The following is a 21,312-nucleotide window of genomic DNA, read 5'->3' on the forward strand; positions in this document are numbered from 1 at the left end:
TGCTAGCGTTTTTTGGGCCGAATGCTGGACGCGATCTCTGGTATCACTGCTTTCAGCACCTTCACCATAACCGTCGGCCAGGCTTCCTCGCGCACCCGCTCTGGCGTTGACCACCACCCTTGGCTGGTCGGCGGTTTGTCGCTGTCACGCCGGTACACCTGCAAGCTCAGGGCAAAGTGCGTGAACACATGCTCTACGCTGCCAAGCTGCTCAGCATCTTTGTACGGCTTGGGTGCGTCGGCTGACCATTCGCTGGTTGGCACCTGAGTCATGCCCGGCAGCAGACCGGTTGGTGGCCTTTGCTCGCACCAGACGGCTCCATCGGATCGCACCACCACGAGAGCCGCGCCCTGACGGCGCGGCTTTGCCTTTTTGGGTGCTTTGACAGGATAGGCCTCCATATCACCAGCATGGTGGGCAGCGCAGCTCTCGTTCCATGGACAGAGCGCGCAAGCAGGGGTCTTCGGCGTACAGATGGTGGCGCCAAGGTCCATTGTTGCTTGAGCAAAGTCTCCGGGCCGGTCATCCGGCACCATGGCTCTCACCTTGTCGGTCACCTCGCGCTTCACCTTCGGCAACACCGTATCAAGGCGAAAAAGCCGCGTAACAACACGCTCCACATTGCCGTCGACCACGGCGACAGGCTCACAAAATGCGATGGAAGCGATGGCGGCGCTGGTGTAGTCACCGATGCCTGGCAAATCCTTCAGCGCGGCGGCGGTCTGGGGAAAACGGCCACCCTGGTCTGCGATCACTTTGGCACAAGCGTGAAGGTTGGCAGCGCGCCGGTAGTAGCCAAGTCCGGCCCAAGCAGCGCGAACATCATCATCGCTCGCCAAAGCTAAGTCGCTGACGGTTGGCCAGCGCGCTGTAAAATTTTGGAAGTAAGGAAGAACTGCGGCAACCGTTGTCTGTTGCAGCATGATTTCCGACAGCCAGACCTTATAGGGGTCTTGGCGAATACCACGCTGGCTGTCGGCTGGCGCAATGCGCCACGGCAGAGTGCGAGCGTGCTGATCGTACCAAGCAAGTAGGTCGCTTGCTTGTGGTCCTTTCCGGGAAACGTGCTCGGTTAGCCCGTCAGATCTTGGCTTAATTGATGCGCGCCTTCACATCGGCAATCGCGCTATCGATCAGATCAGCAGCTGTTTGCCCCTTGGCTTGGTCTGCCAGCAGTTTTTCCGAGGCAGCAATCGCGATGTCGGTGGCGCGAGCGCGCACTTCACCGAGCGCTTGTGCTTCTGCCTGCGCGATGCGGCTCTCAGCAGCGGCCGTACGGCGAGCGATCATCTCTTCCAGCGCTTCTTCGGTTTCGGCCGTCATGCGCTCGGCTTCAGATTTTGCCTGCGCGATGATGGCATCTGCTTCCTCGTCGGCGCTTTGGGTCTTGCGACGGAAGTCCGCCAGGACAGCTTGGGCTTCCTCACGCAACCGGCGTGCTTCTTCCAGCTCGCTGCGCACTTTTTCAGCCCGCGCGTCCAGCGCCTTCGTGATCATGCCAGGCACTTTGAGATAGACGATCAGTGCCAGGAAAAGGATGAGGGCGACGAGGGCCCAAAATGAAGAGTCCATACCTGTCTTCCTCAGCTCTCGGCGCTAGCAGCAACCGCTTTGGTCACAGCTGCAGCTGTTGGCGCTTTGGGCGCAAGCTTTTCCATAATCGCGGACACGGCATCGGTTGCGATGCTGTCCACTTGGCCCAAGGCCTCTGCTTTGATTGTCTCGATGCGTGTTTCAGCTTCAGCCAATTTGGAGCTCAAGGCTTCTTCAGAGGCTTGCCGTTTGGCTGTTGTTTCAGCCGTCAGCTTATCGCGTGTCTCACTGGCAAGCGATTGAGCGCGCGCACGGGCATCGGTCAGCGCTTTTTCATAGGTTTCCATCGCCTCATCGGTCTCGCGCTTTAGCCTTTCAGCTTCAGCAAGATCGCTGGCGATGCGATCGTGACGGTCTTCCAAAATGCCAGAAATGCGAGGACCAGCGATTTTGGAGATGACGTAGTAGACGAGGCCGAATGCAATCACCAACCACAGAAGCTGAGAGGCAAATGTGGATGTATCAAAGGGCGGGAATACACCACCATGTTCGGCGGCGGCTTCACCGGCTGCGTGCAGGGCATCGTCTGTCGTGGCCATCGGTCAACTATCCTGTGCAATAACGGACACAACGTCCTTATCGCGTGAAAGAGGCAAGGTGTTGGGTTTTGTGCAGTCTGATCGGCACCTGTTTTATCACAGATGCCGATCAGATGCGTTCATTCCCAGTTGGCGACCGCGCACACAGAGCGCGGCGGCCTGTGTTCTGTCGGCTTAAACGGCGAACAGGAGAAGAAGCGCAACCAGCAACGAGAAGATGCCGAGCGCTTCAGTCACGGCGAAGCCGAAGATAAGACGGCCAAACTGGCCATCAGCGGCTGACGGGTTGCGCAGGGCGCCCGACAGGTAGTTGCCGAAGATCGAACCGAGGCCGATCGCGGCGCCGCCCATGCCGAGACATGCGATACCAGCGCCGATGAATTTTGCTGCTTCTGCTTCCATGATTGAACTCCTTTGGAATGAACGAAGGCGTTAGACCTGACGACCGAGGGTCGTCTGGATGGGTGAATTAGTGAGACGGGTGAAGGGCATCGTTGAGGTACATGCAGGTGAGCACCGCAAACACATATGCCTGAAGGAACGAAACGAGGAACTCCAAAGCCGTCATGGCAATGGTCATCAACAGTGGCAAGATCGCCCCGCCAATGCCGATAGCGCCAAGGCCAGTGAGCGAAACAACAAAGCCTGCGAACACTTTAAGGGTGATGTGTCCGGCCAGCATGTTGGCGAACAAACGCACGGACAAAGAAATGGGGCGCGAGAGGAACGAAATAACCTCAATCATCACCACCAGTGGCACCAGGGCGCCGGGAATGCCCTCAGGCACGAACAATTTCAGGAAGCCAAACCCGTGCTTCATGAAGCCATAAACAATGACCGTTCCGATAACCAACATCGCCAGAGCAAACGTTACGATGATGTGGCTGGTTACCGTAAAGAAGTAGGGGAACATGCCAAAGAGGTTGGCAAAGAGCACAAACATGAACAGCGAGAAGACGAGTGGGAAAAATCTCATTCCCTGCGTACCCGCCGCATCTCGCAACATACTTGCGACAAACTCATAGCTCATTTCTGCGGCAGCTTGCCAACGGCCTGGGACAAGGCCACGGCCTGTGGTGGAAAGCACCAGAAACGCGGCGACAGCGCCTGTTGTGGCCAGCATGAAGAGCGAGGAGTTGGTGAACGAGAAATCGATGCCTGCGATTTCAATGGGAACGATCGTTGAAATCTCAAATTGCTTGATGGGATCGTTCGCCACTGTGATCTGCTCCTAAACCGGCACGCCGGTCGTCATCCATTTGCTGTTTCAATCGCACGCGCAGGAGCAATCCCACCCGTGTTTGGCGCTGGCTTTAGCCGCCTTCGCGCCCATTTTCCTCTGTGTCACGTCGCCGCGCCGATGGCGGCGCTGGCATGCCTTTTGGCATTGCGACGAGACCCAGCGTTCTCATGACGTTTAGAACGCCCGCTGCAAACCCCAACAAAAGCAGAACTATCAACCCAAAGGGCGACGTACCTGCCACAGAATTGAGGAACCAACCCAAGGCCCCACCGACAAAGATCGCTGCAATGAAGTCCGAGGACACCCGAACAGCCATCGCATAATTTGACCGCTCCATCTTCGCCGCACGTTCATCGACCGGATCAGGTCGGTGCGCGTCCAGCTTATCGTCCAGCGCATCCAAGCGTTTGCGAACCTCGTCGAGATCCGCTCTGCCAGTGCGCGATGCTCTGTCGGGATCGGACCCTTCAGCCAAAACGGCTCTCCAATGGATAAGGACGCTGGTTGTCGTGAAAACGCTCTAAGGACGCTCTTTGTTCGATAAAATGGCAGCGATGATTGCTCTTACCCAACGGCCCGAATGACTTCACACAGCAGGGTTTGAAAATCGCCGGGACCATAGTGCCCACCCTATGGGGTGTCAACCGCGTCAGCGATGCTTACTCACACATCCTAAGATGCTGATATATAGTTCTTTTTACGGCCTTAGGCAGCACTCTCAGCTTCAACCATTGCCTCAGCCTCGGCTAGGGCAACCGAAACGATCTGGCTAACACCGCGTTCTGCCATCGTCACACCGAAGAGACGGTGCATACGGCTCATGGTGATGGGGTTGTGCGTAACAACCAGGAAGCGAGTGGATGTGCGTGATGCCATGGAGTCCAGCAAATCGCAGAAACGCTCCACATTGGCGTCGTCCAATGGCGCATCAACCTCATCAAGAATACAGATCGGTGCAGGGTTGGACAGGAACACCGCAAAGATCAGCGCCATCGCCGTCAAAGCCTGCTCACCGCCCGACAACAGTGTGATCGATTGCGGCTTCTTCCCTGGTGGCTTGGCGATGATATCGAGACCGGCGTCTAATGGGTCATCGGCATCAATCAGGGTCAGTTCCGCTTCACCACCACCGAAGAGCTTGGTGAAAAGCTCCTGAAACTGCTCGTTCACACGGTCGAAGGCTTCGAGCAGCTTCACGCGGCCTTCACGGTTGAGGGTCGAAATCGTGCCACGAAGCTTCGTGATGGCCTCAGCCACATCATCACGTTCCAGCGCCAGTGTATCGCGGCGTTCAGCAACCTCTTCAGCTTCTTGCTCAGCGGCCAGGTTAACCGCACCGAGCCGTTGGCGCGCCTCTTTGAGCTCTGCAAGCTGGCGTTCCAGAACCTCAAGCGCGGGTGGCTGGGTGCCAGGCTCAAAGCCAGCCATCCCCATCAGCTGATGAGGCGCTGCGTCCACAGCCTCTACAATGCTGGCCTCAAGGGCTGATCGGCGTTCATCGGCAGCTGCTTTGCGTTCTTCAGCGCGGCCATGGGCCTCACGCGCCGCAAAGTAAGCCTCTTTGATCTCTCGGGCTTTGCCATCAGCCTCTCGCTGCGCTGTTTCCACACGGGCCAAGGCATCTGTGGCCTTGCTGCGGGCTTCTTCGGCTGTCGCCAGCGTTCCGGCCAAAGCGCGGCGCTTTTCCACCAAGCGGCCCGGCTCACCATCCAGTTTCTCCAACGTCGCGACAAGGTCAGAGCGCCGTTGCGCCAACGTTTGCGCATGGCTGGCCGCCGCATCAGCGCGGCGCTGCCAAGCTTCAATAGATCGAGTGGTCGTCTCACGGCGTCGGGTGTGGTCGGCAAGCTCGCGACGCAATTGATCAAGCGCGGCGACAGCCTCATCTCGGGCACGCCGGGCCAAACCTTCACTTTCTGATGCCTCAGAAAGCTTGGCTTCCAGCGCTGTCAAAGCACTGGTTGACTGGCTTGCTGTTTCAGCTGCCTTCATCTTCTCTTGAGCTTCACCCAAAGCCTCACCCAAGCGGGTGATCTCGGCCTGCGCGCTAGAAATCCTAGCACCTTCGCGCTCGGCCTCACGTTCCAGGGCCATCAAGCCGCTTGCGGCCTCATCATAGCTCTTGCGGGCGGCCACTTCATCACCGCGATGGGTGTTCCACGCTGCATCCGCTTCTTGCATGGCGGTAAGCGAGGCCATATGGGCCAGCGATAGTGCGGTCACTTCGCTTTCCAGCGTCTTCAAATCGGTCAAAAGGCCCGACAGCCGGTTGCGCTCGGCCAATTTCACTGCAGCAGCGGACGGCGCATCAGCTTTGCGCACGAACCCATCCCAGCGCCACACGGTGCCGGCTTTGCTCACCAGTATTTGGCCAGAAGCCAATGAGCCCTGAAGGGCTGCACCCTCACCGTCTTTCACCAAGCCGATCTGGGCCAAACCGCGCGCCAAAACGGCTGGGGCCTTCACATGATCGCTTAGCGCATCAATGCCATCGGGGAGTTTCGGATCGTCTTCTTTGGCGCTTACGTCGGTCCAGAACTGCGGCGCTGCTGGATCAGACGCGGCTTCTAGCGCCTCGCCCAGAGCTGCGCCCAACGCGGCCTCAAAACCTGGCGTAACCTCAATACCATCCATGATGGAGGGAAACAGGTCCGGTGAGGTGCTATGGGTGGTACCAACCAGCTTCTCCAACGCGGCGATCTCGGCTTGAAGCGTCGAGAGTTGCTTCTCACGCTCTCGCAGTGGTGTTTCAGCCGCAGCAACTGCCGCCAACGCGTTGGTGCGAGCTGTCTCACTGGAAGCGACTTTCTCACTCGCGCTGTCGCGCGCTGCCTTCAAAGTCTCAACCTTCGCACGCGTGGCTTCCAGTGCTTCAGCAGCGGAGGTCTTGGCCTGTAATTCGGTCAAAGCGGACTGAGCGCGACTATGCTGCGCTTCCACCTGCGCCACCTCGCGGCGGGCCGTTTCCAGGATGCGTGCCTGAGCCTCGCGTTCAGCGCGCGCTTGGGACAGAGCATCACGCGCTGCATTGCTGGCCGCCAGGGCTTCAGCGAGCGCGGTTTCAGCCGCTTGGGCAGCTGCTTCAGTGGCTGGAACTTGCTTCGTTGATGCAGCCTCCGCCTCACCGATGACGGCAAGTTCTTTTTCCAGTGCCACCCGCTCAGCGGCGTGATCATCGGAAAGCCCAGCTTCACGAGCGATATCAGCGTCCAACGTTGCGAGCTGCGCTCGAGCGCTTTCAAGACGCTCGGCGCTTTGCTTTTCTTCCAGCGCCAATTCATCACGCGCCCGAACAACACGACTAAGCGCAGCATTGGCTTCGGCAGCTTTGGTGCGAGCATCCGGCACGCTCGCCGCAGCACTAGCCTGGGCTGTCGATGCGACCAACTGGGCTTCGTCAGCTTTTTGAAGCAGCTCTTTTGCCTCTCGCAGTGCCTGCGCGGCATCGTTGGCTGCTTGATTGGCCGCAGCCCATTTTAACGCAAACACACCAGCCTCAGCCGTTCGCGTTTTGGCAGCGACATCGCGGAACCGTGCGGCCTGACGCGCCTGACGGCGAAGCACATCGAGCTGGCGGTCCAGCTCACCGACCACGTCATCAAGCCGCTCAATGTTGGCTTCGGCAGCTTTGAGGCGTAGTTCGGCCTCATGGCGGCGCGTGTGCAAGCCAGAGATACCGGCAGCCTCTTCCAGAAGCGCCCGGCGCTGCACGGGCTTGGCGGAAATGATCTCACCAATCTGACCCTGGCGCACCATGGACGGCGAGCGGGCGCCCGATGCGGCATCCGCAAACATGAGCTGGACGTCTCGCGCGCGGGCCTCACGACCGTTCACCCGGTAATTGGAGCCTTTTTCGCGCTCGATCTTCCGTGAGACTTCAAGATTTTCATGTTCGTTGAAAGCTGCTGGCGCGCGGCGCATGGCGTTGTCGAGGAACAGCTTCACTTCAGCGCTGTTGCGCGCCGGTCGCTTGCCAGAACCGGAGAAGATGACCTCTTCCATGCCGCTGGCACGCATGGCCTTGTAAGAGCTTTCGCCCATCACCCAGCGCATGGCTTCAACAAGATTGGACTTGCCACAGCCATTGGGGCCGACAACGCCGGTCAGCCCGTCTTCAATGATAAGATCGGTGGGCTCAACAAAGGTTTTGAACCCAGCAATACGGAGCTTAGTGAACTTCATGGGCGGGCGCCGCCCTGCGATACGCGCGCCTGCCACCTTTTGGCAGCAAGGCGCATTCCACCGCTAACTGATGAGCGGGTCGATGATCTCGGCGTACTCTTCTGGACTACGGGCACCGGGGAATCTCGCACCATTGATAAAGATCGTCGGTGTGGAGGCAACGCCGAACTCTTCCGCGCCACGCTCTGCACCAGCGACTATAGCCGTTTCCAGATCGCGATTCGTCAAGCAGGCATTGAAGGTCTCTTGGGTATAACCGGCCTGGGCAACGATAGAAAACAGTGCATCGGCGGGATTTGCCGCCGTCGCCCACTCGCGCTGACGTTCAAAGAGAATGTCGACAACGTCATGGTAGAGCGCGTCATCGGCACAGCGTGCCAGCATAGACGCTGCACGGGCACGGGCATCCAACGGGAACTCGCGGAAAATGTAATAGACGTTTCCAGCGTCGATATAGTCGGCCTTGATCGAGGGCAGAGAGGCTGTATGGAAGCGCGCACAATGCGGGCATGTCATCGAGGAATAGTCGACCATCACCACCGGTGCTTCGGGGTCACCAAGACCAATGTCTGGCAGACCATCGGTTGCGGTCATCAAAGCATCGAGATCAACAGAGCCGTCTCCACCCGACGGTGTGCTGCGGCCAGAGGCGCCAGCAGAGCCATCGGCACTATCGTTACACGCGGCCAGAACGCCACCAGCCACTGTTAGAAGTGCGGAGTTCTTCAGAAGCGTGCGGCGGTCGGTTTTGAGGCGATTGATCATCGTGGGGCCCTTATGCGGATCATCGGTTGGGTTGGCTCTTACGGTGTTCTACCGCAGCGCGACAAGTCATGATCCGCCGTGACAGCCATCCATGGCCAAAAAGGGGCATCACAATCGCGTGGGCATTGACGTCTTTAACGGCGCTTGCGGTTAGCGGCGATGACCGAAGCACCAAGACTTTGTAAAGCTGCGCGCAGAGCCGGGTTTTCGACGCGCGCGGTTGCCTCGCTTACAGCGCTCCTTTCTTCAGCCGATGGCAACCGAGGTTGCTGCATAGGCTTGGGAGGTGATGTGGGCGCCAATGATGCCTTGGCGGTCACGCGCAACTTGCTCACGGCCTGGTAGCCGAAAAAGCCGTTGATGCGTTCCAGTATTAAGACTTGTCCGTAGTCGAGGTCGATTTGGATAGACGGATCAGCTCGCACCTCAAGCACGGCTCCATCATCACCCGTCTTTTTATGGCGCGAGCGCGATTTGGGTTGAGCTTTCATCTGAACTGGCATGCAAAGCCCTGCCAAACGCTCACCCACAATCTCTGGCCAAGCCGCCAAAAGGGCAGGAGAGACAAACTGTTTGCCACGTTGTCCTTGTTGCAGTGGGTGCAAAAGAGCGTCCACTTCCACGCCAATAGCCTTGGCGCTGGTCGGCACAGCAGCCTTGGTGCTGACTTGATGCCCAAGCAGTTGGCCTCGCACATTTTGCGCGGCAGTTGGGCGTGCGCCCTTCATGTTCGCCCTTTCATCTTTATCCAATCCCTGCTAGCGCCGGGCCCTTCCTGAAAAGACTTCCCACGACAACTGCTGGAGCGTTCCCCTCGTGTACGAGCTAATCATCTTCGACTGTGATGGTGTTCTGATCAACTCAGAAATGATTGCGGCACGCGTGGAAGCTGCCGCTTACAAACGCGAAGGCTTTGAAATGGAGCCGCTGGGCTTTGCCGAACATTTTGCAGGCATGACCCACCATGCGATCCAAGAAGCTATTGAGGAAGAGCTGGAGCGTAAGCTTGACGCAGACTTTCAGGAAAAACTTTCTGAGGCTTTTTTGGAACTCGCCGATACTCAAATGACAGCGGTACCTGGCGTGGAAGAAATGCTGGATATGGTGGAAGGCCCGCGCTGCATTTGCTCGAACTCAGCCTCCGACTATCTGCAGCGCTATCTGAGCGATGTCGGGCTTTTTGAACGCTTTGCACCCCACATCTTTTCTGCTGGGGAGGTGGGCAACAAGGCATCTAAGCCAGACCCGAACGTGTTTCAGGTTGCTGCGCAAACCTTCAATGTTGATCCCAAAGCCTGTTTGGTTGTTGAGGATTCCGCTTCAGGCGTGAAAGCAGCCGTGGCAGCCGGAATGACTGTTATCGGCTTTGTTGGTGGTGACCACACATGGCCCGGCCACGCTGAGGTTTTGATGCAAGCCGGGGCATTGACCACCGTGAACCGTCACGCTGATTTGGCTGAAACGATCCAGGCGCTCGCCGCTTGGGAGGGCGAAGCGCTTTAGCTTCCCGCCTCGTCAAAGCCGATGATCACCTGATAGTCAGCCTGGCGCTGCGGCGCTGGTACAAAGAAAGCGCGGTTGACCAGCGTAAAGGTGGCTGAGACTTCCGTAGGCTCGATAATCGCCTGCGTGCGCACGACTTCGCTGGAAATCACCTCATCGGTAATCGTGTTGAAGACGACGATGCGAACCGGCAGATCCAGCGTCGCAGGAGCGCCTTGCGGGCCGATGATGGAACGCCCAGCAATCCCTATGGTTAGGCCAAACTGCCCAGCACCTGGGGTGCATTCCACAACCGTCTGCAAAATCTGACTTTGGTAGCGCACATTGCTCGCCGTGCGTTCCTCACCAGCATAAAGCCGCAGTGTCTCCGTGCCATCGCGAACCACGATAGACGGGCAAAGCTGATCGGCGCGCAATTGCTCAACCGGCACACCGCCAAAACTTGTTGCTGTGGTGGGGCGAACTTGCGCCTGTTGGTTTCCACCGCCCATAAGGCCCGTCAAACCATCCATGCCCCCACTGCAAGCAGAAAGAGCCAAAGCAACGCCCAGAACTGATGCACTGCGCACTAAAGATCGATTGGATTTGGTCAAAAAACGCATCACGCTATCACCGCATACATAACCACAAGCCGCACTCGTTACGCGTGGTTGCGGCTGTTTAGCAAGTTGCACTCGCCTTGGCGAGGGGATAGCTGTGAAGCCTTTGACCGCCTTGCCCATGGTGAATGCCCGCGCATGACCGCTCCCAACGACTTTGCCCCGATCACACCAGATGCGATTAAGCATCATTGGTCGCTGCGCCTCTTGCCCAGCTGGGCGCGGCCCTATGGGCGGCTGATGCGGCTGGAACGCCCAGTGGGCTGGCAACTCTTGCTGTGGCCCTGCGTGTTTTCGTCACTGCTCGCATCCATTGCTTTGGAAAACTCGGTTCAATGGTTGCATTTGATCCTGTTTACGCTTGGCGCAATCATCATGCGCGGGGCGGGTTGTACGCTGAACGATATCGCCGACCAGGATATCGACGCCAAGGTCGGCCGAACGGCTGAACGTCCTATTCCCTCTGGTGAGGTGAGCGCACGCAATGCCGCATTTTTTCTGGTGATGTTGCTGGCCGCTGGCTTCCTTATCCTCATCACCTTCAATCTTTTCACGATCGGCGTTGGCATCGCATCCCTTGTGCTCGTTGGCTTTTACCCCTTCGCTAAGCGGGTGACGAACTGGCCACAGGCGGTACTTGGGCTGGTTTTTTCTTGGGGCGCCTTGGTCGGCTGGGCGGCTCAAACGCAAAGCCTCGACCCACCAATGGCGGCGCTTTATCTCGCGTGCGTGATCTGGATCATCGGCTACGACACGATCTACGCCTTTCAGGATTTGGAGGATGACGCCCTGGCGGGTGTCGGATCCTCCGCCCAAGCGCTGGGTAACAACGCACCACCGTTTATCGCGCTCTGCTATGCGCTGACGGTGGCATTGATCGGCTACGCCATGCTGGCTGTTGGTGCGGGGTTCACAGCTTTTTTCGGCCTTGGCTTCGCCGCTGCTCAGATGGCCTGGCAAGTGGTGACGCTCGATCTCAACGACAAAGAAGGTTGCCTGACGCGGTTTAAGTCCAATACCTTTGTTGGCGTGTTGATTTCGGCCGGACTGCTTTTGGACGTGCTGTTTTAACGGCGACCGCGACGCTTGGAGTAGCGTGGACGACGGCGCGTCAGCGTGTTGGTGCGGCGCGGCTGGGTGGAACGCAAAACAACTGCACCCAACATCGCGCGCACCACGCTGTCTTCCCCGTGAGGTTCACTGAGAAGCAACGGAACCGAGAGCTTGTCTGCCCACGAGCGCCAAACCGCCACCGCATCATCAAGCGGCAAATCGCTTTCCAAAATGATAGCGTAGGCTGGATCATCATGGCGCAGAACGACGCTTACCGTCGTGTCATCACCGGAAACAGTGAGTTGCGCAGCCACGCCATTGTACGCATTCAACGGAATGCGCTGGAGGATCATTGCTGCACCAAGCCGTGCGGTGACAACGACACTGCGATCGCCCATATCCAAGCGACCGCGCTGCGGCATGGAGGAACGCAATGGCACGGCATCGCGGCATCCATCAACCCGAAGATCGGGTGCAAACTCAAAAGGGGCACCATCAGGGCGGATGGTCTGCCCGTTGGCCGAGCGGTTTGTCCTTACCGACATGATGATGCCTTTCGCCTTCCTGTTGGCCTGATCACCAGGCCTGAAACTGATGCCGACGGTTGCTCCGTCTGACGGCCCAAATGGGCTGCCCGTTTTGGGCTATGGCGAAGGTATAGCGCAGCGCCGTTGGAGCAGGCTTAAGTAACGAGGTAAAAAAAGTGTGCGTTGCGAAAGGGTTAGCGAATGGCAAACAGCTTTGCCCCAATTCACCTTGATTGGGCACTGTGATCAGCTACATCACTGCAACAGTCTTTTCTTTAGCCAAGCGTACTCATGACAGAAGCCTCAACTGACCCGACATTGCCGCCTATTAGCGTTATCTGCGATGCGGCGCGCGAGGCCGGTGAGATCGCTCTGCGATACTATGGCAAGAGCCCTAAAACGTGGACCAAGCCTGGCAATTCGCCGGTCACCGAGGCGGACCTAGCAATCGACACGATGCTGCACACAGAGCTGCGCAAAGCCTTCCCAGGTTTTGGATGGCTGTCGGAAGAGATTGAGGATGATGGCTCACGTCTTTCTGGTGCACCAACTTTTATTGTTGACCCGATCGACGGTACGCGCGGTTTCATGGCCGGCAGCGATGATTGGGCGGTTTCCATTGCACTCATCGATCAGGGCGAACCGGTTCAGGGGGTCCTGTTTAATCCGGCACTTGGCGAGTTGATGGTGGCTGAGGCGGGCAAAGGAGCCCACTTCGAGAACGCCAAGGGCGATTCCGCGACGCTTTCGCCAACGAAGAAAGATCGCCTGGAGGATGCATTGCTCGCATTTCCGGGACCCAGCAAGACCTCCCACGTGTTTCGTAAGCACCCAAAAATTGCCTCTTTGGCCCTGCGTATCGCGCAGGTGGGTCAAGGTAAGTTGGATGGCTGCGTTGCAAGCCCCAATGCCAAACACTGGGACATTGCCGCTGCCGACATCATTGTGCGGGAGGCTGGGCTCAACCTCTTGCATGCCGATGGCGCGACCCCAAATTACAATGGCGCGTCAATCACCCACCCTGCCCTTGTGTGCGGGACACGAGCAATGTGCGATGCGTTGCAAGGCATGCTGCCCCGTTAGCGCTTAGACAACGATCCTTGAGCAGCCGTTGCTTGACGGGGCAGTGCGGTCAGGTAAGAACGCCATGTTTCCCACCCATCATACGATAGAGGATTAGGCGCGATGAGCGGCACACCGGACGACTCCAAGCCACAATTGCTGCATCTGGTATTTGGGGGCGAGGTTGAATTGCCCGACTCGCACACCTTTATCGATGTCGACAATTTGGACATTGTTGGCATCTATCCAAGCAATGCCGAGGCCGAAACGGCCTGGCGTGGCAAAGCACAAGCCACCGTCGACAATGCCAATATGCGCTACTTTGTGGTGCATATGCACCGCCTTTTAGAGCCGGGCGACGACGATCCTGAAGCGTAAGACGAGCGCACGGCGTGTGAGCCTGTCATGAGTGCGCCTTGGTACAAGCGGCTTGGCCGCAACGGGTTTGTCCAATCGGTGGCTGGCAACACGCTGGCTGGCTACCTGTGGCTGGTTGATCGCACGGCCCGCAAGATCGACACCGACCTTGATCACAAGCGCTCTGACCTTGCTCAACATCTGCCAGCGATTTTCACGTTCTGGCACGGTGAGCACTTCATGATTGCATTGGCCTCGCCAGAAGACTGGAACATGCACGTGATGATCTCGCGCAGTGCTGACGGAACGATGAACGCCATTGCCGCTGAAAAACTGGGTATCAAAACCATTCGCGGCGCAGGCGATCCCAAAAAACGCGGCAAGCAAAAGGGCGGAGCACGCGCCTTCTTGAAGTTTGTTAAAGTGCTTGGCGAAGGCAACAGCGTGTCGCTGACAGCCGATGTGCCCAAAGTTGCTCGTCAGGTATCGCCTGGGCTTATCAAGCTTGCGCGCAAAACAGGCAGGCCGATTGTACCGGCACTTTATCTCACCCATCCACGCATCACGCTTTCCAGCTGGGACCGCGCCTCGGTGGCCTTGCCCTTCACCAAAGCCGCAATCGGCACAACCGAACCGATCTATGTAAATGACGACGAACCTGACGACGCGTATTGGTGTGCCCGGGTCAAGGAGCGTTTGCAGGCATTGGAAATGCACAGCTACGCACAGATCGGTGGCAAGCCAGCTTTTTCGTCGGCTGAGACGCAGAGGCTTTCCCATGGCTGATGTGCTGTCGGAGAGCCTCCTGGCCAGCTATCGCATCGCTGGCACGATCGTTTCGCCGCTTGCTGGATCATTGATCTTGGCGCGCGCGCGCAAGGGCAAAGAGGACTTACCAAGGCGCAAGGAACGCTTTGGCTACGCTGGATCGCGCAAGCCCAATGGCTCGCTGATTTGGGTTCACGCTGCAAGTGTTGGTGAGACGATTGCCATTCTACCGTTGATCAAGCGCATCGAAGAAACGGGTTCCTATGTCGTTTTGACAACCGGCACGGTGACTTCCGCGCAATTGGCTGCCAAGCAGATTGGCCCGCGCACCCTGCACCAGTATGCGCCGCTCGACTTGGCACCATTCGTCAACCGTTTCCTCAACACGTGGAAGCCGCAGCTTGCGATCTTTGTGGAATCTGAGCTTTGGCCAGCAACATTTCATGCGCTGGCCAAGCGGAACATCCCCCATGTTCTGGTCAATGCGCGCATGTCGGAGCGTTCGTTCTTTCGTTGGCGCAGAGCAAGCGGACTAATCAGTGCGATGCTTTCCAACGTCACCCTTTGTTTGGCGCAAACGGTTGATGATGCAGAGCGCTACCGTGTGCTTGGTGCGCCGCGCGTTCGCGTGACCGGCAATTTGAAGTTCGACACGCCAGCCCCAGCGGACAATCCAGCGCAACTTAAACTGCTCGAGCAGACACTTCGCGGGCGGAAGGTCTGGTTGGCCTCCTCCACACACCCGGGAGAAGAAGCTATTGCGCTGCGGGTTCACAAGGCGCTGAAACATCATTTGCCGGACCTGTTGACGGTTATTGTGCCACGTCACCCGGAACGTGGCCGAGAAGTTGCCGGTCTTGCCCAGTCGGAGAACCTGACGCATACGCTGCGAAGCGAAGGTCATCTTCCCAAAGCCGACACCGACATTTACATCGCCGACACCATTGGTGAGATGGGCCTGCACTACCGACTGGCACCGATCTCGTTTATCGGCGGATCGTTGGTGCGCCATGGCGGGCAGAATCCAATTGAACCGGCCAAGCTGGGCACGGCAATTCTGCACGGACCGGATGTGCACAATTTCCCTGAAATCTACACCGCGCTCAACTCTTCGGATGCTACCATTGAAGTGGACAGCGCTGAGATGCTGGCCCGCAATGTAGGACGCCTGTTGGTGAATGAACGAGAGCGCAAGAAGCTTTGCGACCAAGCAACCAAGGCCATACAAGAGTTTGAGGGCGCGTTGAGCGCCACGATGGACGCCATCGAACCCCTTCTCACCGCGTTTTCGGTGTCCGCCGCATTGGAGCAAGCGCGCCGATGAGCCTCACCCCTCCGCCCTATTGGTGGCCTGACCCGCGCAAGCCGCAAAGCTTTGGCGCAACGCTCAAAAAGTTCGCGCTGGTGCCTGCCTCCTTAGCCTATGGGCGGGTGGTCGCGGGGCGGATGGCACAAGAAGGCGAGCCAGGTGCCTTGCCTGTGGTTTGCATCGGGAACTTCGTCGCTGGTGGCGCGGGTAAGACGCCAACATCACTGGCAGTTTATGATGTGCTTGAAGATCTTGGGCTCAAGCCAGCCTTTGTGACACGCGGCTATGGAGGTTCATTGGCAACGACGAGTTTTCGTGTCGATCCAGATCGTCATCTGGCAGATGAGGTGGGCGACGAGCCACTGCTTCTGGCCCATCGCGGCGAAACATTCGTCGGCCCGGACCGTCTCACCTCAATCGCCAGTGCTGCAGAGATCGGTGCAACGTGCACCATTTTCGACGACGGCCTGCAAAACCCGTCTATCATCAAGAACCTCACCATTGCCGTTGTCGATGGCCGCATGGGCGTTGGCAATGGTCTGAGCCATCCAGCAGGCCCGCTACGCGCGCCAGTGGCAGCGCAGCTGCGCTATGTCGATTTCATCATTGTTATCGGCAAGGGTAACGGGGCGCATGGTGTTGTGCGGCAGGCTGCCAAACGCGGCAAGCCTGTGCTGTCGGCCACCCTGGAGATGGACATCCCTGAACATTTGTTTGATCAACGGATCTATGCCTTCTGCGGCATCGGCCATCCGCCGAAGTTCTTCGAACGCCTCAAAGAGGCTGGCCTTAATGTGGTGAAGGAAAAGGCGTATCCTGATCATCACGCCTACACCACCGAAGATGCACGTGAGTTGGTGAACATCGCCAAGGAACGCGACGCGGTGCTGGTTACAACAGAGAAGGACGGTATGCGGTTTCAGGGTCATTCAGGTTCACTGCGAGACCTGGACAAGGCTGCAACCCAAATACCGGCCAAGCTTGTGTTTGAAGACCCTGGCTATCTGCGCTCACTGATGCACCATGCCATTCAGCGATGGCGCCGCGACATGGTGTTGGTGGAATTTGACTAGGACGCTCGAGGCGCCCGGCGCTCAGCTTCCAGCGAGGCGGTGGCATCTTTGTAGGCTTCCTGACGGGCGACCGACCAGTATTTCAGCTCTGTGAGGGGGATACGCTCAAACGTCACCGCACAGACCACGTAATCACCAGGTCGCAGCACATGATACTCCGGCGTGTCATAGCGGATAAGCGCTTCACGGTCGTTGCTGGAAAACACCATCGCGTTAGTCCTTGATAAGCTGTTTGGCCTCGGCCTGTTCTCTCTTGCCTGCAAAGAACGTCTTCAGCAAGGCTTCGGCCTGGCTGGCGGCAATGCCATCATAGACCTCTGGTGCGTGATGGCAGGTGGGCTGGTCAAAAAAATGCGGCCCGTTGATAACCGCCCCCATTTTGGGATCGGTAGCCCCAAAGTACACGCGGCGGATGCGAGCATGGCTTATGGCGGCTGCACACATAGCGCATGGTTCAAGCGTCACATAAAGGTCAGCGCCGGTTAGACGTTCTTGACCAAGCGTCTGGGCCGCTTCGCGGATAACCAGCATTTCAGCATGGGCGGTGGGATCGAGAAGCTGACGCGTACGGTTGCCGTCGGCAGCTACAATCTGGCCATCCATCACCAGCACCGCACCAACGGGAACCTCATCGCGGCGGGCGGCGGCAACGGCTTCAGCCAAGGCAATGTCCATCGGCGAAGAATGGTTTGGGGCGGAACTTGTCATTGTCAGGGCTTGCCACAGGCGCGCCTTGCCCGTCAAAAGGTGGCCATGTCAAAGCCCCCACACAACACCACGCCAGCAAAAGGTGACCGGATTGCCAAGGTCATCGCGCGCTCAGGTCTTTGCTCGCGTCGCGATGCAGAAGCTTGGATCGCCGACGGTCGCGTGAAACTCAATGGCAAACTGCTTGGGACGCCAGCCATCACGGTTACCGACAAAGATCGGATCGAGGTGGACGGTGAACCATTGCCGCAAGCCGAACGCACACGGCTTTGGCTCTATCACAAGGACAAAGGGGTTATCACCGCTGCACGCGACCCAGAAGGGCGCAAGGTGCTGCGTGACGTTCTGCCGAAGGAACTCAAAACGGCCCATCCTGTGGGACGGCTTGATTTCAACACCGAAGGTCTACTTTTGCTGACCAATGATGGTGGACTCAAACGCCTATTGGAGCTGCCCTCCACCGGCTGGCTGAGGCGCTACCGGGTGCGAGCCTTTGGAGAAGCGCCGGAGCATGTGCTTAACAAGGCGCGCAAGGGCATGGAGATAGAGGGCGTCCACTACGGGCCGATGGAGATCGTCGTTGAGCGCCAACAGGGCGATAATCAATGGCTGACTGTGGGCTTGCGCGAAGGCAAGAACCGCGAAGTCAAAGTTGTGCTGGGCGCGCTTGGCCTGCAGGTGAACCGGCTGATCCGTATTTCCTATGGACCGTTTCAGCTGGGGGAACTTGAAACAGGCGCGGCGCAAGAGGTGCGCACACGGGTGCTGAAGGATCAGCTTTCCGGCAAAGTGTTTAAAGATGCAGGGCTAGACTTTGAAGGCCCCATGCGCACGCCGGTTGTTGGGCGCGACACGCCTGCAAGGCCAAAAAAGCCGGAAAAAACAGGCCGCGGTGCGTCGGGCAATGCTCCGCTTCGAAAGGGGCGCGGCAAACCCGGAAACGACGCCACCAAGCGCGGAAAGCCAGGTTTTGTCACACGCCCTGGGGTTGCCAAAAAATCTGGCCCCAAGCGGGGGACAGGAGGCAGAGGCCCGCAGAAAACACGCGGTAGATAGGCATGCGCATTGTTGGAGGCGCCTTTAAAGGGCGCGCGCTGAAAGCGCCGTCAAACCAAACTGTTCGACCCACAACGGACCGTGCTCGAGAGGCCCTGTTCAACATCTTGGCCCACAATGACGATCTGTTTGTTGAGGATCAGGGCTTGGATGGTGCCACTGTCATTGACCTTTTTGCTGGCACCGGTGCACTCGGTTTGGAGGCGTTGTCCCGTGGCGCTGCCTTTGCTCTTTTCGTCGATAACTCCATTGAGGGGCGCGGGCTAATCCGTGAGAACATGCAGGCCTGTGGCGTAGCGGCACGTGCCCGTCTCTTCAAACGCGATGCCACGAAGATTGGCGAGCGTGGTAAGATGGACCGCGCGACTCTTGCCTTTCTTGACCCTCCCTATGGCAAAGGCCTCGGCGAAGGGGCGTTGACGGCTCTGCACGATGGCAACTGGCTTGCACCTGATGCTCTTGTGATTGTGGAGGAGAGCGCGAAGGCTGATTTCACCGCACCTGTCGCTTTTGAGGTTTTGCAAACTCGGCAAATGGGGGAGACGCAGCTTTCCTTTTTGCGGTATGGTGGTGCCCCATGATTGGACGTCTTTTCACCGCTGTTCTTGCTGTTTTGGGCGCTGGCACGATGAGCCAAGCGCCGGAGTTCTCACAGCAGTACCGTCAGGCGTTGGGTGGTGCTGTTGCAGAACTCCAAGTCGTGGTTGAAGACTTTGATGCTGCCAGCGAGCGCGCAGGCCTCTCACGTGACCAAGCGCTGGACCAGTATCGCGAGACCGATAATACGTTTCTGGATGAACGCGGACGACAAATCTCCGGCACACTGGAACGGTATGAACGGCTGAAAGGGCAGGCCGACGCCATTGAAGATGCCGGGCCGTTTGAGCGTATCTGGCTGGTGCTGCGCGAGCCGGATTTGCGCGTGGTTGAGGGCGCACGGGAGCGTTTTGAGCCTGCTATCCCCATCACCATTGCTGGTGGTGTTATGGCCGCACTTGGCGCGTTTATTGGATGGCTTTTGGCACGCGGCAGCGCTGGCACCGTGAAAGCTACAGGCAAGATGCTTCGCGGACGCAACAAGGGTCGCGCCTCGGCCAAAGGCTAGCGATCAAACAGCTTATCGAGCCGGGCTTTGTCCATGCGAATGAATGTCGGGCGGCCATGGTTGCATTGCGCCGCAGCTGGCACCTGCTCCATCTCGCGCAGCAATGCATTCATCTCATCCACCTTCAAACGACGTCCAGCGCGCACCGAGCCATGGCAGGCCATGGTGGAGGCCACGGCATGCAGGCGGCTCTCAAGGCGTACTGATGACCCAGCTTCGGCAAACTCCTCAGCCAAGTCTTTCACCAAACCTGATGCGTCGCAAACACCCAGCATTGCCGGGGTTTCGCGCACCAACACGGCATTGGTACCGAATGGCTCAAGAACCAAGCCAAGCTTCGCCAATTGCTCAGCCTCGGCAAGAATGGCTGAAGCATTGCCAGCAGGCAGCTCAACCACATCTGGGATAAGCAGTGGTTGGGTTGCGATACCATCACGCTCCAGGCCTGTTTTCAGCCGTTCATACACCAGGCGTTCATGTGCAGCGTGGGCATCAACCAACACAATGCCATCTCGGCTTTCCGAGAGGATATATGTTTCGTGCAGTTGTGCGCGAGCAGTGCCCAACGGGTGGTCTGGTTCGAACGTTTCTGGCTGGATCGGTGCTGTTTCAGGACCAGAGGGCACATCCATTCCAGCCAACGTTGCTGGTCGTTCTAATGCACTGATCGCTGGCCCAGGATCGTAGTGTGCTGCAGCCTCTTCCCACCCGGAACCGCCAGACCGCGCTGGCGCCACATAGGGCGTTTGTGGTGTGAACGCTTGGACCGCTTGATCAGTAAGACTGGTGGATGCCGCCAAACCCGCCTCACCTAAAGCATCGCGGATGGCAGTGATGATAAGTCCACGCATGTGGCCCGGGTTTTGAAATCGAACATCAGATTTTTGTGGGTGGACATTCACATCGACCCGAGACGGATCGATGGCGATGGCGATCACAACAGCGGGAAATCGGTCGCGTGGCATCAAATCGGCATAGGCAGCGCGGATCGCACCGGTGAGCAAGCGATCACGCACAGGCCGGTCATTGACCATCAGATAGATGTCGCGAGTTGTGGCGCGATGCCATGTTGGCAAGCCCACCATGCCTTCAAGCGACAGGCCTTCGCGAGTGGCATGCAGTGGCCGCATGTTCGTGCGCGCATCTGGCCCAAAAAGGTCGGCGGCGCGGTGTTCGAGCGCCGATGTAAACGCCAAGCTTTCATCCGCAGGTGCCAAATCAAGGATGGTGCGGCGCTCCGACTGCAAACGGAACCCAACTTTTGGGGCGGCCAAGGCCAACCGGCGGATCGTGTCAGCAACAGCGGTTGTCTCGGCCTGGTCAGACTTCAGAAATTTTAGCCGCGCCGGAACAGAGAAAAAGAGATCTTCAACATCGATCGCTGTGCCGCCCGACCGAGGTGCTGGAGTTGGATCGGTGGTCTCGCCGCCGGACACGGCAATGCGATAGGCATCCTCTGTGCCTCGCGCTCGCGATGTGATGGTGATTTTAGCAACCGCGCCAATGGATGGCAGCGCTTCACCGCGAAAGCCGAGGGTTCGGATATCCACCAAATCATCGTCAGAGAGTTTCGATGTGGCATGGCGGGCGATGGCGAGCTTGAGATCATCCGGCCCCATGCCGTGGCCATCATCGGTGACACGAATAGCTGCTTTACCGCCTGCCTGAAGGGTGATGGAGATCGATGTTGCGCCGGCATCCAGCGCATTCTCGACCAGCTCTTTGACCACGCTGGCGGGCCGCTCCACCACTTCACCGGCGGCGATGCGATTGATCACACCGTCAGGAAGCTGGCGGATGTTTTTGGGTGGTGAGTCCGATGGATGGGCAAGAACGTTCTGCACATGCCCTCCCTTGGTGGTTGGTGTTG

At 58.1% G+C, this 21,312-nt stretch carries 24 protein-coding genes; 10 read left to right on the top strand and 14 right to left on the bottom strand.

The window, feature by feature from the left end:
* Positions 1-2: 2 nt before the first annotated feature.
* The 9 genes from mutY to ABWH92_RS00510 form a co-directional block, all read right to left on the bottom strand.
* Positions 3-1,097, bottom strand: coding sequence for an A/G-specific adenine glycosylase (mutY, locus tag ABWH92_RS00470; RefSeq protein WP_375574298.1), 1,095 nt, complete (start codon positions 1,095-1,097; stop codon positions 3-5).
* Positions 1,093-1,572: an ATP F0F1 synthase subunit B gene (locus tag ABWH92_RS00475; RefSeq protein WP_375571129.1), complete on the bottom strand. Its 480-nt coding sequence runs from the start codon at positions 1,570-1,572 to the stop codon at positions 1,093-1,095. Before ABWH92_RS00475 ends, mutY begins: the two co-directional genes overlap by 5 nt.
* A gap of 11 nt (positions 1,573-1,583) precedes the next feature.
* Positions 1,584-2,132 carry a F0F1 ATP synthase subunit B gene (locus ABWH92_RS00480; RefSeq protein WP_375571131.1) on the bottom strand — a complete coding sequence of 183 codons (549 nt, stop codon included), beginning with the start codon at positions 2,130-2,132 and terminating at the stop codon, positions 1,584-1,586.
* Positions 2,133-2,306: 174 nt separating this feature from the next.
* The gene (locus ABWH92_RS00485; RefSeq protein ID WP_109766595.1) at positions 2,307-2,534 is read right to left on the bottom strand and encodes a F0F1 ATP synthase subunit C; all 228 of its coding nucleotides are present in this window, start codon (positions 2,532-2,534) and stop codon (positions 2,307-2,309) included.
* 67 nt (positions 2,535-2,601) lie between these two features.
* On the bottom strand, positions 2,602-3,351 hold the full coding sequence (locus tag ABWH92_RS00490) for a F0F1 ATP synthase subunit A (protein WP_375571133.1): 750 nt from the start codon (positions 3,349-3,351) through the stop codon (positions 2,602-2,604).
* Positions 3,352-3,445: 94 nt separating this feature from the next.
* Positions 3,446-3,850, bottom strand: a complete 405-nt coding sequence (locus ABWH92_RS00495) for an AtpZ/AtpI family protein (RefSeq protein WP_375571135.1) — start codon at positions 3,848-3,850, stop codon at positions 3,446-3,448.
* Positions 3,851-4,080: 230 nt separating this feature from the next.
* On the bottom strand, positions 4,081-7,557 hold the full coding sequence (smc, locus tag ABWH92_RS00500) for a chromosome segregation protein SMC (RefSeq protein ID WP_375571137.1): 3,477 nt from the start codon (positions 7,555-7,557) through the stop codon (positions 4,081-4,083).
* A gap of 63 nt (positions 7,558-7,620) precedes the next feature.
* Positions 7,621-8,322: a DsbA family protein gene (locus tag ABWH92_RS00505; RefSeq protein ID WP_375571139.1), complete on the bottom strand. Its 702-nt coding sequence runs from the start codon at positions 8,320-8,322 to the stop codon at positions 7,621-7,623.
* Between the two features lie 134 nt (positions 8,323-8,456).
* Positions 8,457-9,050 carry a DUF721 domain-containing protein gene (locus ABWH92_RS00510; protein ID WP_375571141.1) on the bottom strand — a complete coding sequence of 198 codons (594 nt, stop codon included), beginning with the start codon at positions 9,048-9,050 and terminating at the stop codon, positions 8,457-8,459.
* Positions 9,051-9,138: 88 nt separating this feature from the next.
* On the opposite strand from ABWH92_RS00510, the gene ABWH92_RS00515 reads away from it, so the two are divergent.
* On the top strand, positions 9,139-9,825 hold the full coding sequence (locus ABWH92_RS00515) for an HAD family hydrolase (RefSeq protein WP_375571143.1): 687 nt from the start codon (positions 9,139-9,141) through the stop codon (positions 9,823-9,825).
* Here ABWH92_RS00515 and ABWH92_RS00520 read toward each other — a convergent pair.
* Positions 9,822-10,337 (bottom strand): hypothetical protein, encoded by a 516-nt coding sequence (locus ABWH92_RS00520; protein WP_375571145.1) that lies wholly within the window; start codon positions 10,335-10,337, stop codon positions 9,822-9,824. The two genes, ABWH92_RS00515 and ABWH92_RS00520, sit on opposite strands and share 4 nt — an antisense overlap.
* Before the next feature lie 225 nt (positions 10,338-10,562).
* Here ABWH92_RS00520 and ubiA point away from each other — a divergent pair, with 225 nt between their 5' ends.
* Positions 10,563-11,495: a 4-hydroxybenzoate octaprenyltransferase gene (gene ubiA, locus ABWH92_RS00525; RefSeq protein WP_375571147.1), complete on the top strand. Its 933-nt coding sequence runs from the start codon at positions 10,563-10,565 to the stop codon at positions 11,493-11,495.
* Here ubiA and ABWH92_RS00530 read toward each other — a convergent pair.
* On the bottom strand, positions 11,492-12,022 hold the full coding sequence (locus ABWH92_RS00530) for a DUF6101 family protein (protein WP_375571148.1): 531 nt from the start codon (positions 12,020-12,022) through the stop codon (positions 11,492-11,494). The two genes, ubiA and ABWH92_RS00530, sit on opposite strands and share 4 nt — an antisense overlap.
* Before the next feature lie 273 nt (positions 12,023-12,295).
* Between ABWH92_RS00530 and ABWH92_RS00535 the strand changes: the two genes are divergently transcribed.
* The 5 genes from ABWH92_RS00535 to lpxK all read left to right on the top strand — a co-directional run bounded on the left by ABWH92_RS00535 (position 12,296) and on the right by lpxK (position 16,573).
* Complete coding sequence (locus ABWH92_RS00535; protein ID WP_375571150.1) at positions 12,296-13,087, top strand: 3'(2'),5'-bisphosphate nucleotidase CysQ; 792 nt, start codon at positions 12,296-12,298, stop codon at positions 13,085-13,087.
* A 102-nt stretch (positions 13,088-13,189) separates the two neighbouring features.
* Positions 13,190-13,444, top strand: a complete 255-nt coding sequence (locus tag ABWH92_RS00540) for a DUF4170 domain-containing protein (RefSeq protein WP_375571152.1) — start codon at positions 13,190-13,192, stop codon at positions 13,442-13,444.
* A 27-nt stretch (positions 13,445-13,471) separates the two neighbouring features.
* A complete protein-coding gene (locus ABWH92_RS00545) occupies positions 13,472-14,209 on the top strand; it encodes a lysophospholipid acyltransferase family protein (protein WP_375571154.1) in 738 nt (245 codons plus the stop codon).
* Positions 14,202-15,515 (top strand): 3-deoxy-D-manno-octulosonic acid transferase, encoded by a 1,314-nt coding sequence (locus ABWH92_RS00550; protein ID WP_375571155.1) that lies wholly within the window; start codon positions 14,202-14,204, stop codon positions 15,513-15,515. The genes ABWH92_RS00545 and ABWH92_RS00550 overlap by 8 nt, the downstream gene beginning before the upstream one ends.
* Positions 15,512-16,573 (top strand): tetraacyldisaccharide 4'-kinase, encoded by a 1,062-nt coding sequence (gene lpxK, locus ABWH92_RS00555; protein ID WP_375571157.1) that lies wholly within the window; start codon positions 15,512-15,514, stop codon positions 16,571-16,573. The genes ABWH92_RS00550 and lpxK overlap by 4 nt, the downstream gene beginning before the upstream one ends.
* Here lpxK and ABWH92_RS00560 read toward each other — a convergent pair.
* Complete coding sequence (locus ABWH92_RS00560) at positions 16,570-16,782, bottom strand: DUF2093 domain-containing protein (RefSeq protein ID WP_375571159.1); 213 nt, start codon at positions 16,780-16,782, stop codon at positions 16,570-16,572. The two genes, lpxK and ABWH92_RS00560, sit on opposite strands and share 4 nt — an antisense overlap.
* Positions 16,783-16,786: 4 nt before the next feature.
* Entirely contained in the window at positions 16,787-17,281 is a 495-nt protein-coding gene (locus tag ABWH92_RS00565) for a nucleoside deaminase (protein WP_375571161.1), read from the bottom strand.
* 45 nt (positions 17,282-17,326) lie between these two features.
* On the opposite strand from ABWH92_RS00565, the gene ABWH92_RS00570 reads away from it, so the two are divergent.
* From ABWH92_RS00570 to ABWH92_RS00580, 3 genes are read left to right on the top strand one after another with little or no spacing between them, the layout of a single operon-like run.
* Positions 17,327-18,337: a pseudouridine synthase gene (locus ABWH92_RS00570; protein ID WP_375571163.1), complete on the top strand. Its 1,011-nt coding sequence runs from the start codon at positions 17,327-17,329 to the stop codon at positions 18,335-18,337.
* Positions 18,338-18,339: 2 nt separating this feature from the next.
* Positions 18,340-18,918 carry a 16S rRNA (guanine(966)-N(2))-methyltransferase RsmD gene (gene rsmD, locus ABWH92_RS00575; RefSeq protein ID WP_375571165.1) on the top strand — a complete coding sequence of 193 codons (579 nt, stop codon included), beginning with the start codon at positions 18,340-18,342 and terminating at the stop codon, positions 18,916-18,918.
* Positions 18,915-19,442, top strand: coding sequence for a DUF2937 family protein (locus ABWH92_RS00580; protein ID WP_375571167.1), 528 nt, complete (start codon positions 18,915-18,917; stop codon positions 19,440-19,442). The genes rsmD and ABWH92_RS00580 overlap by 4 nt, the downstream gene beginning before the upstream one ends.
* Here ABWH92_RS00580 and mutL read toward each other — a convergent pair.
* Positions 19,439-21,286 (bottom strand): DNA mismatch repair endonuclease MutL, encoded by a 1,848-nt coding sequence (gene mutL / locus ABWH92_RS00585; RefSeq protein WP_375571169.1) that lies wholly within the window; start codon positions 21,284-21,286, stop codon positions 19,439-19,441. The genes ABWH92_RS00580 and mutL overlap by 4 nt on opposite strands.
* Between the last annotated feature and the right edge of the window lie 26 nt (positions 21,287-21,312).

Source organism: Ahrensia marina, assembly GCF_042140245.1.
In the GTDB taxonomy this organism is placed as follows: domain Bacteria; phylum Pseudomonadota; class Alphaproteobacteria; order Rhizobiales; family MH13; genus MH13.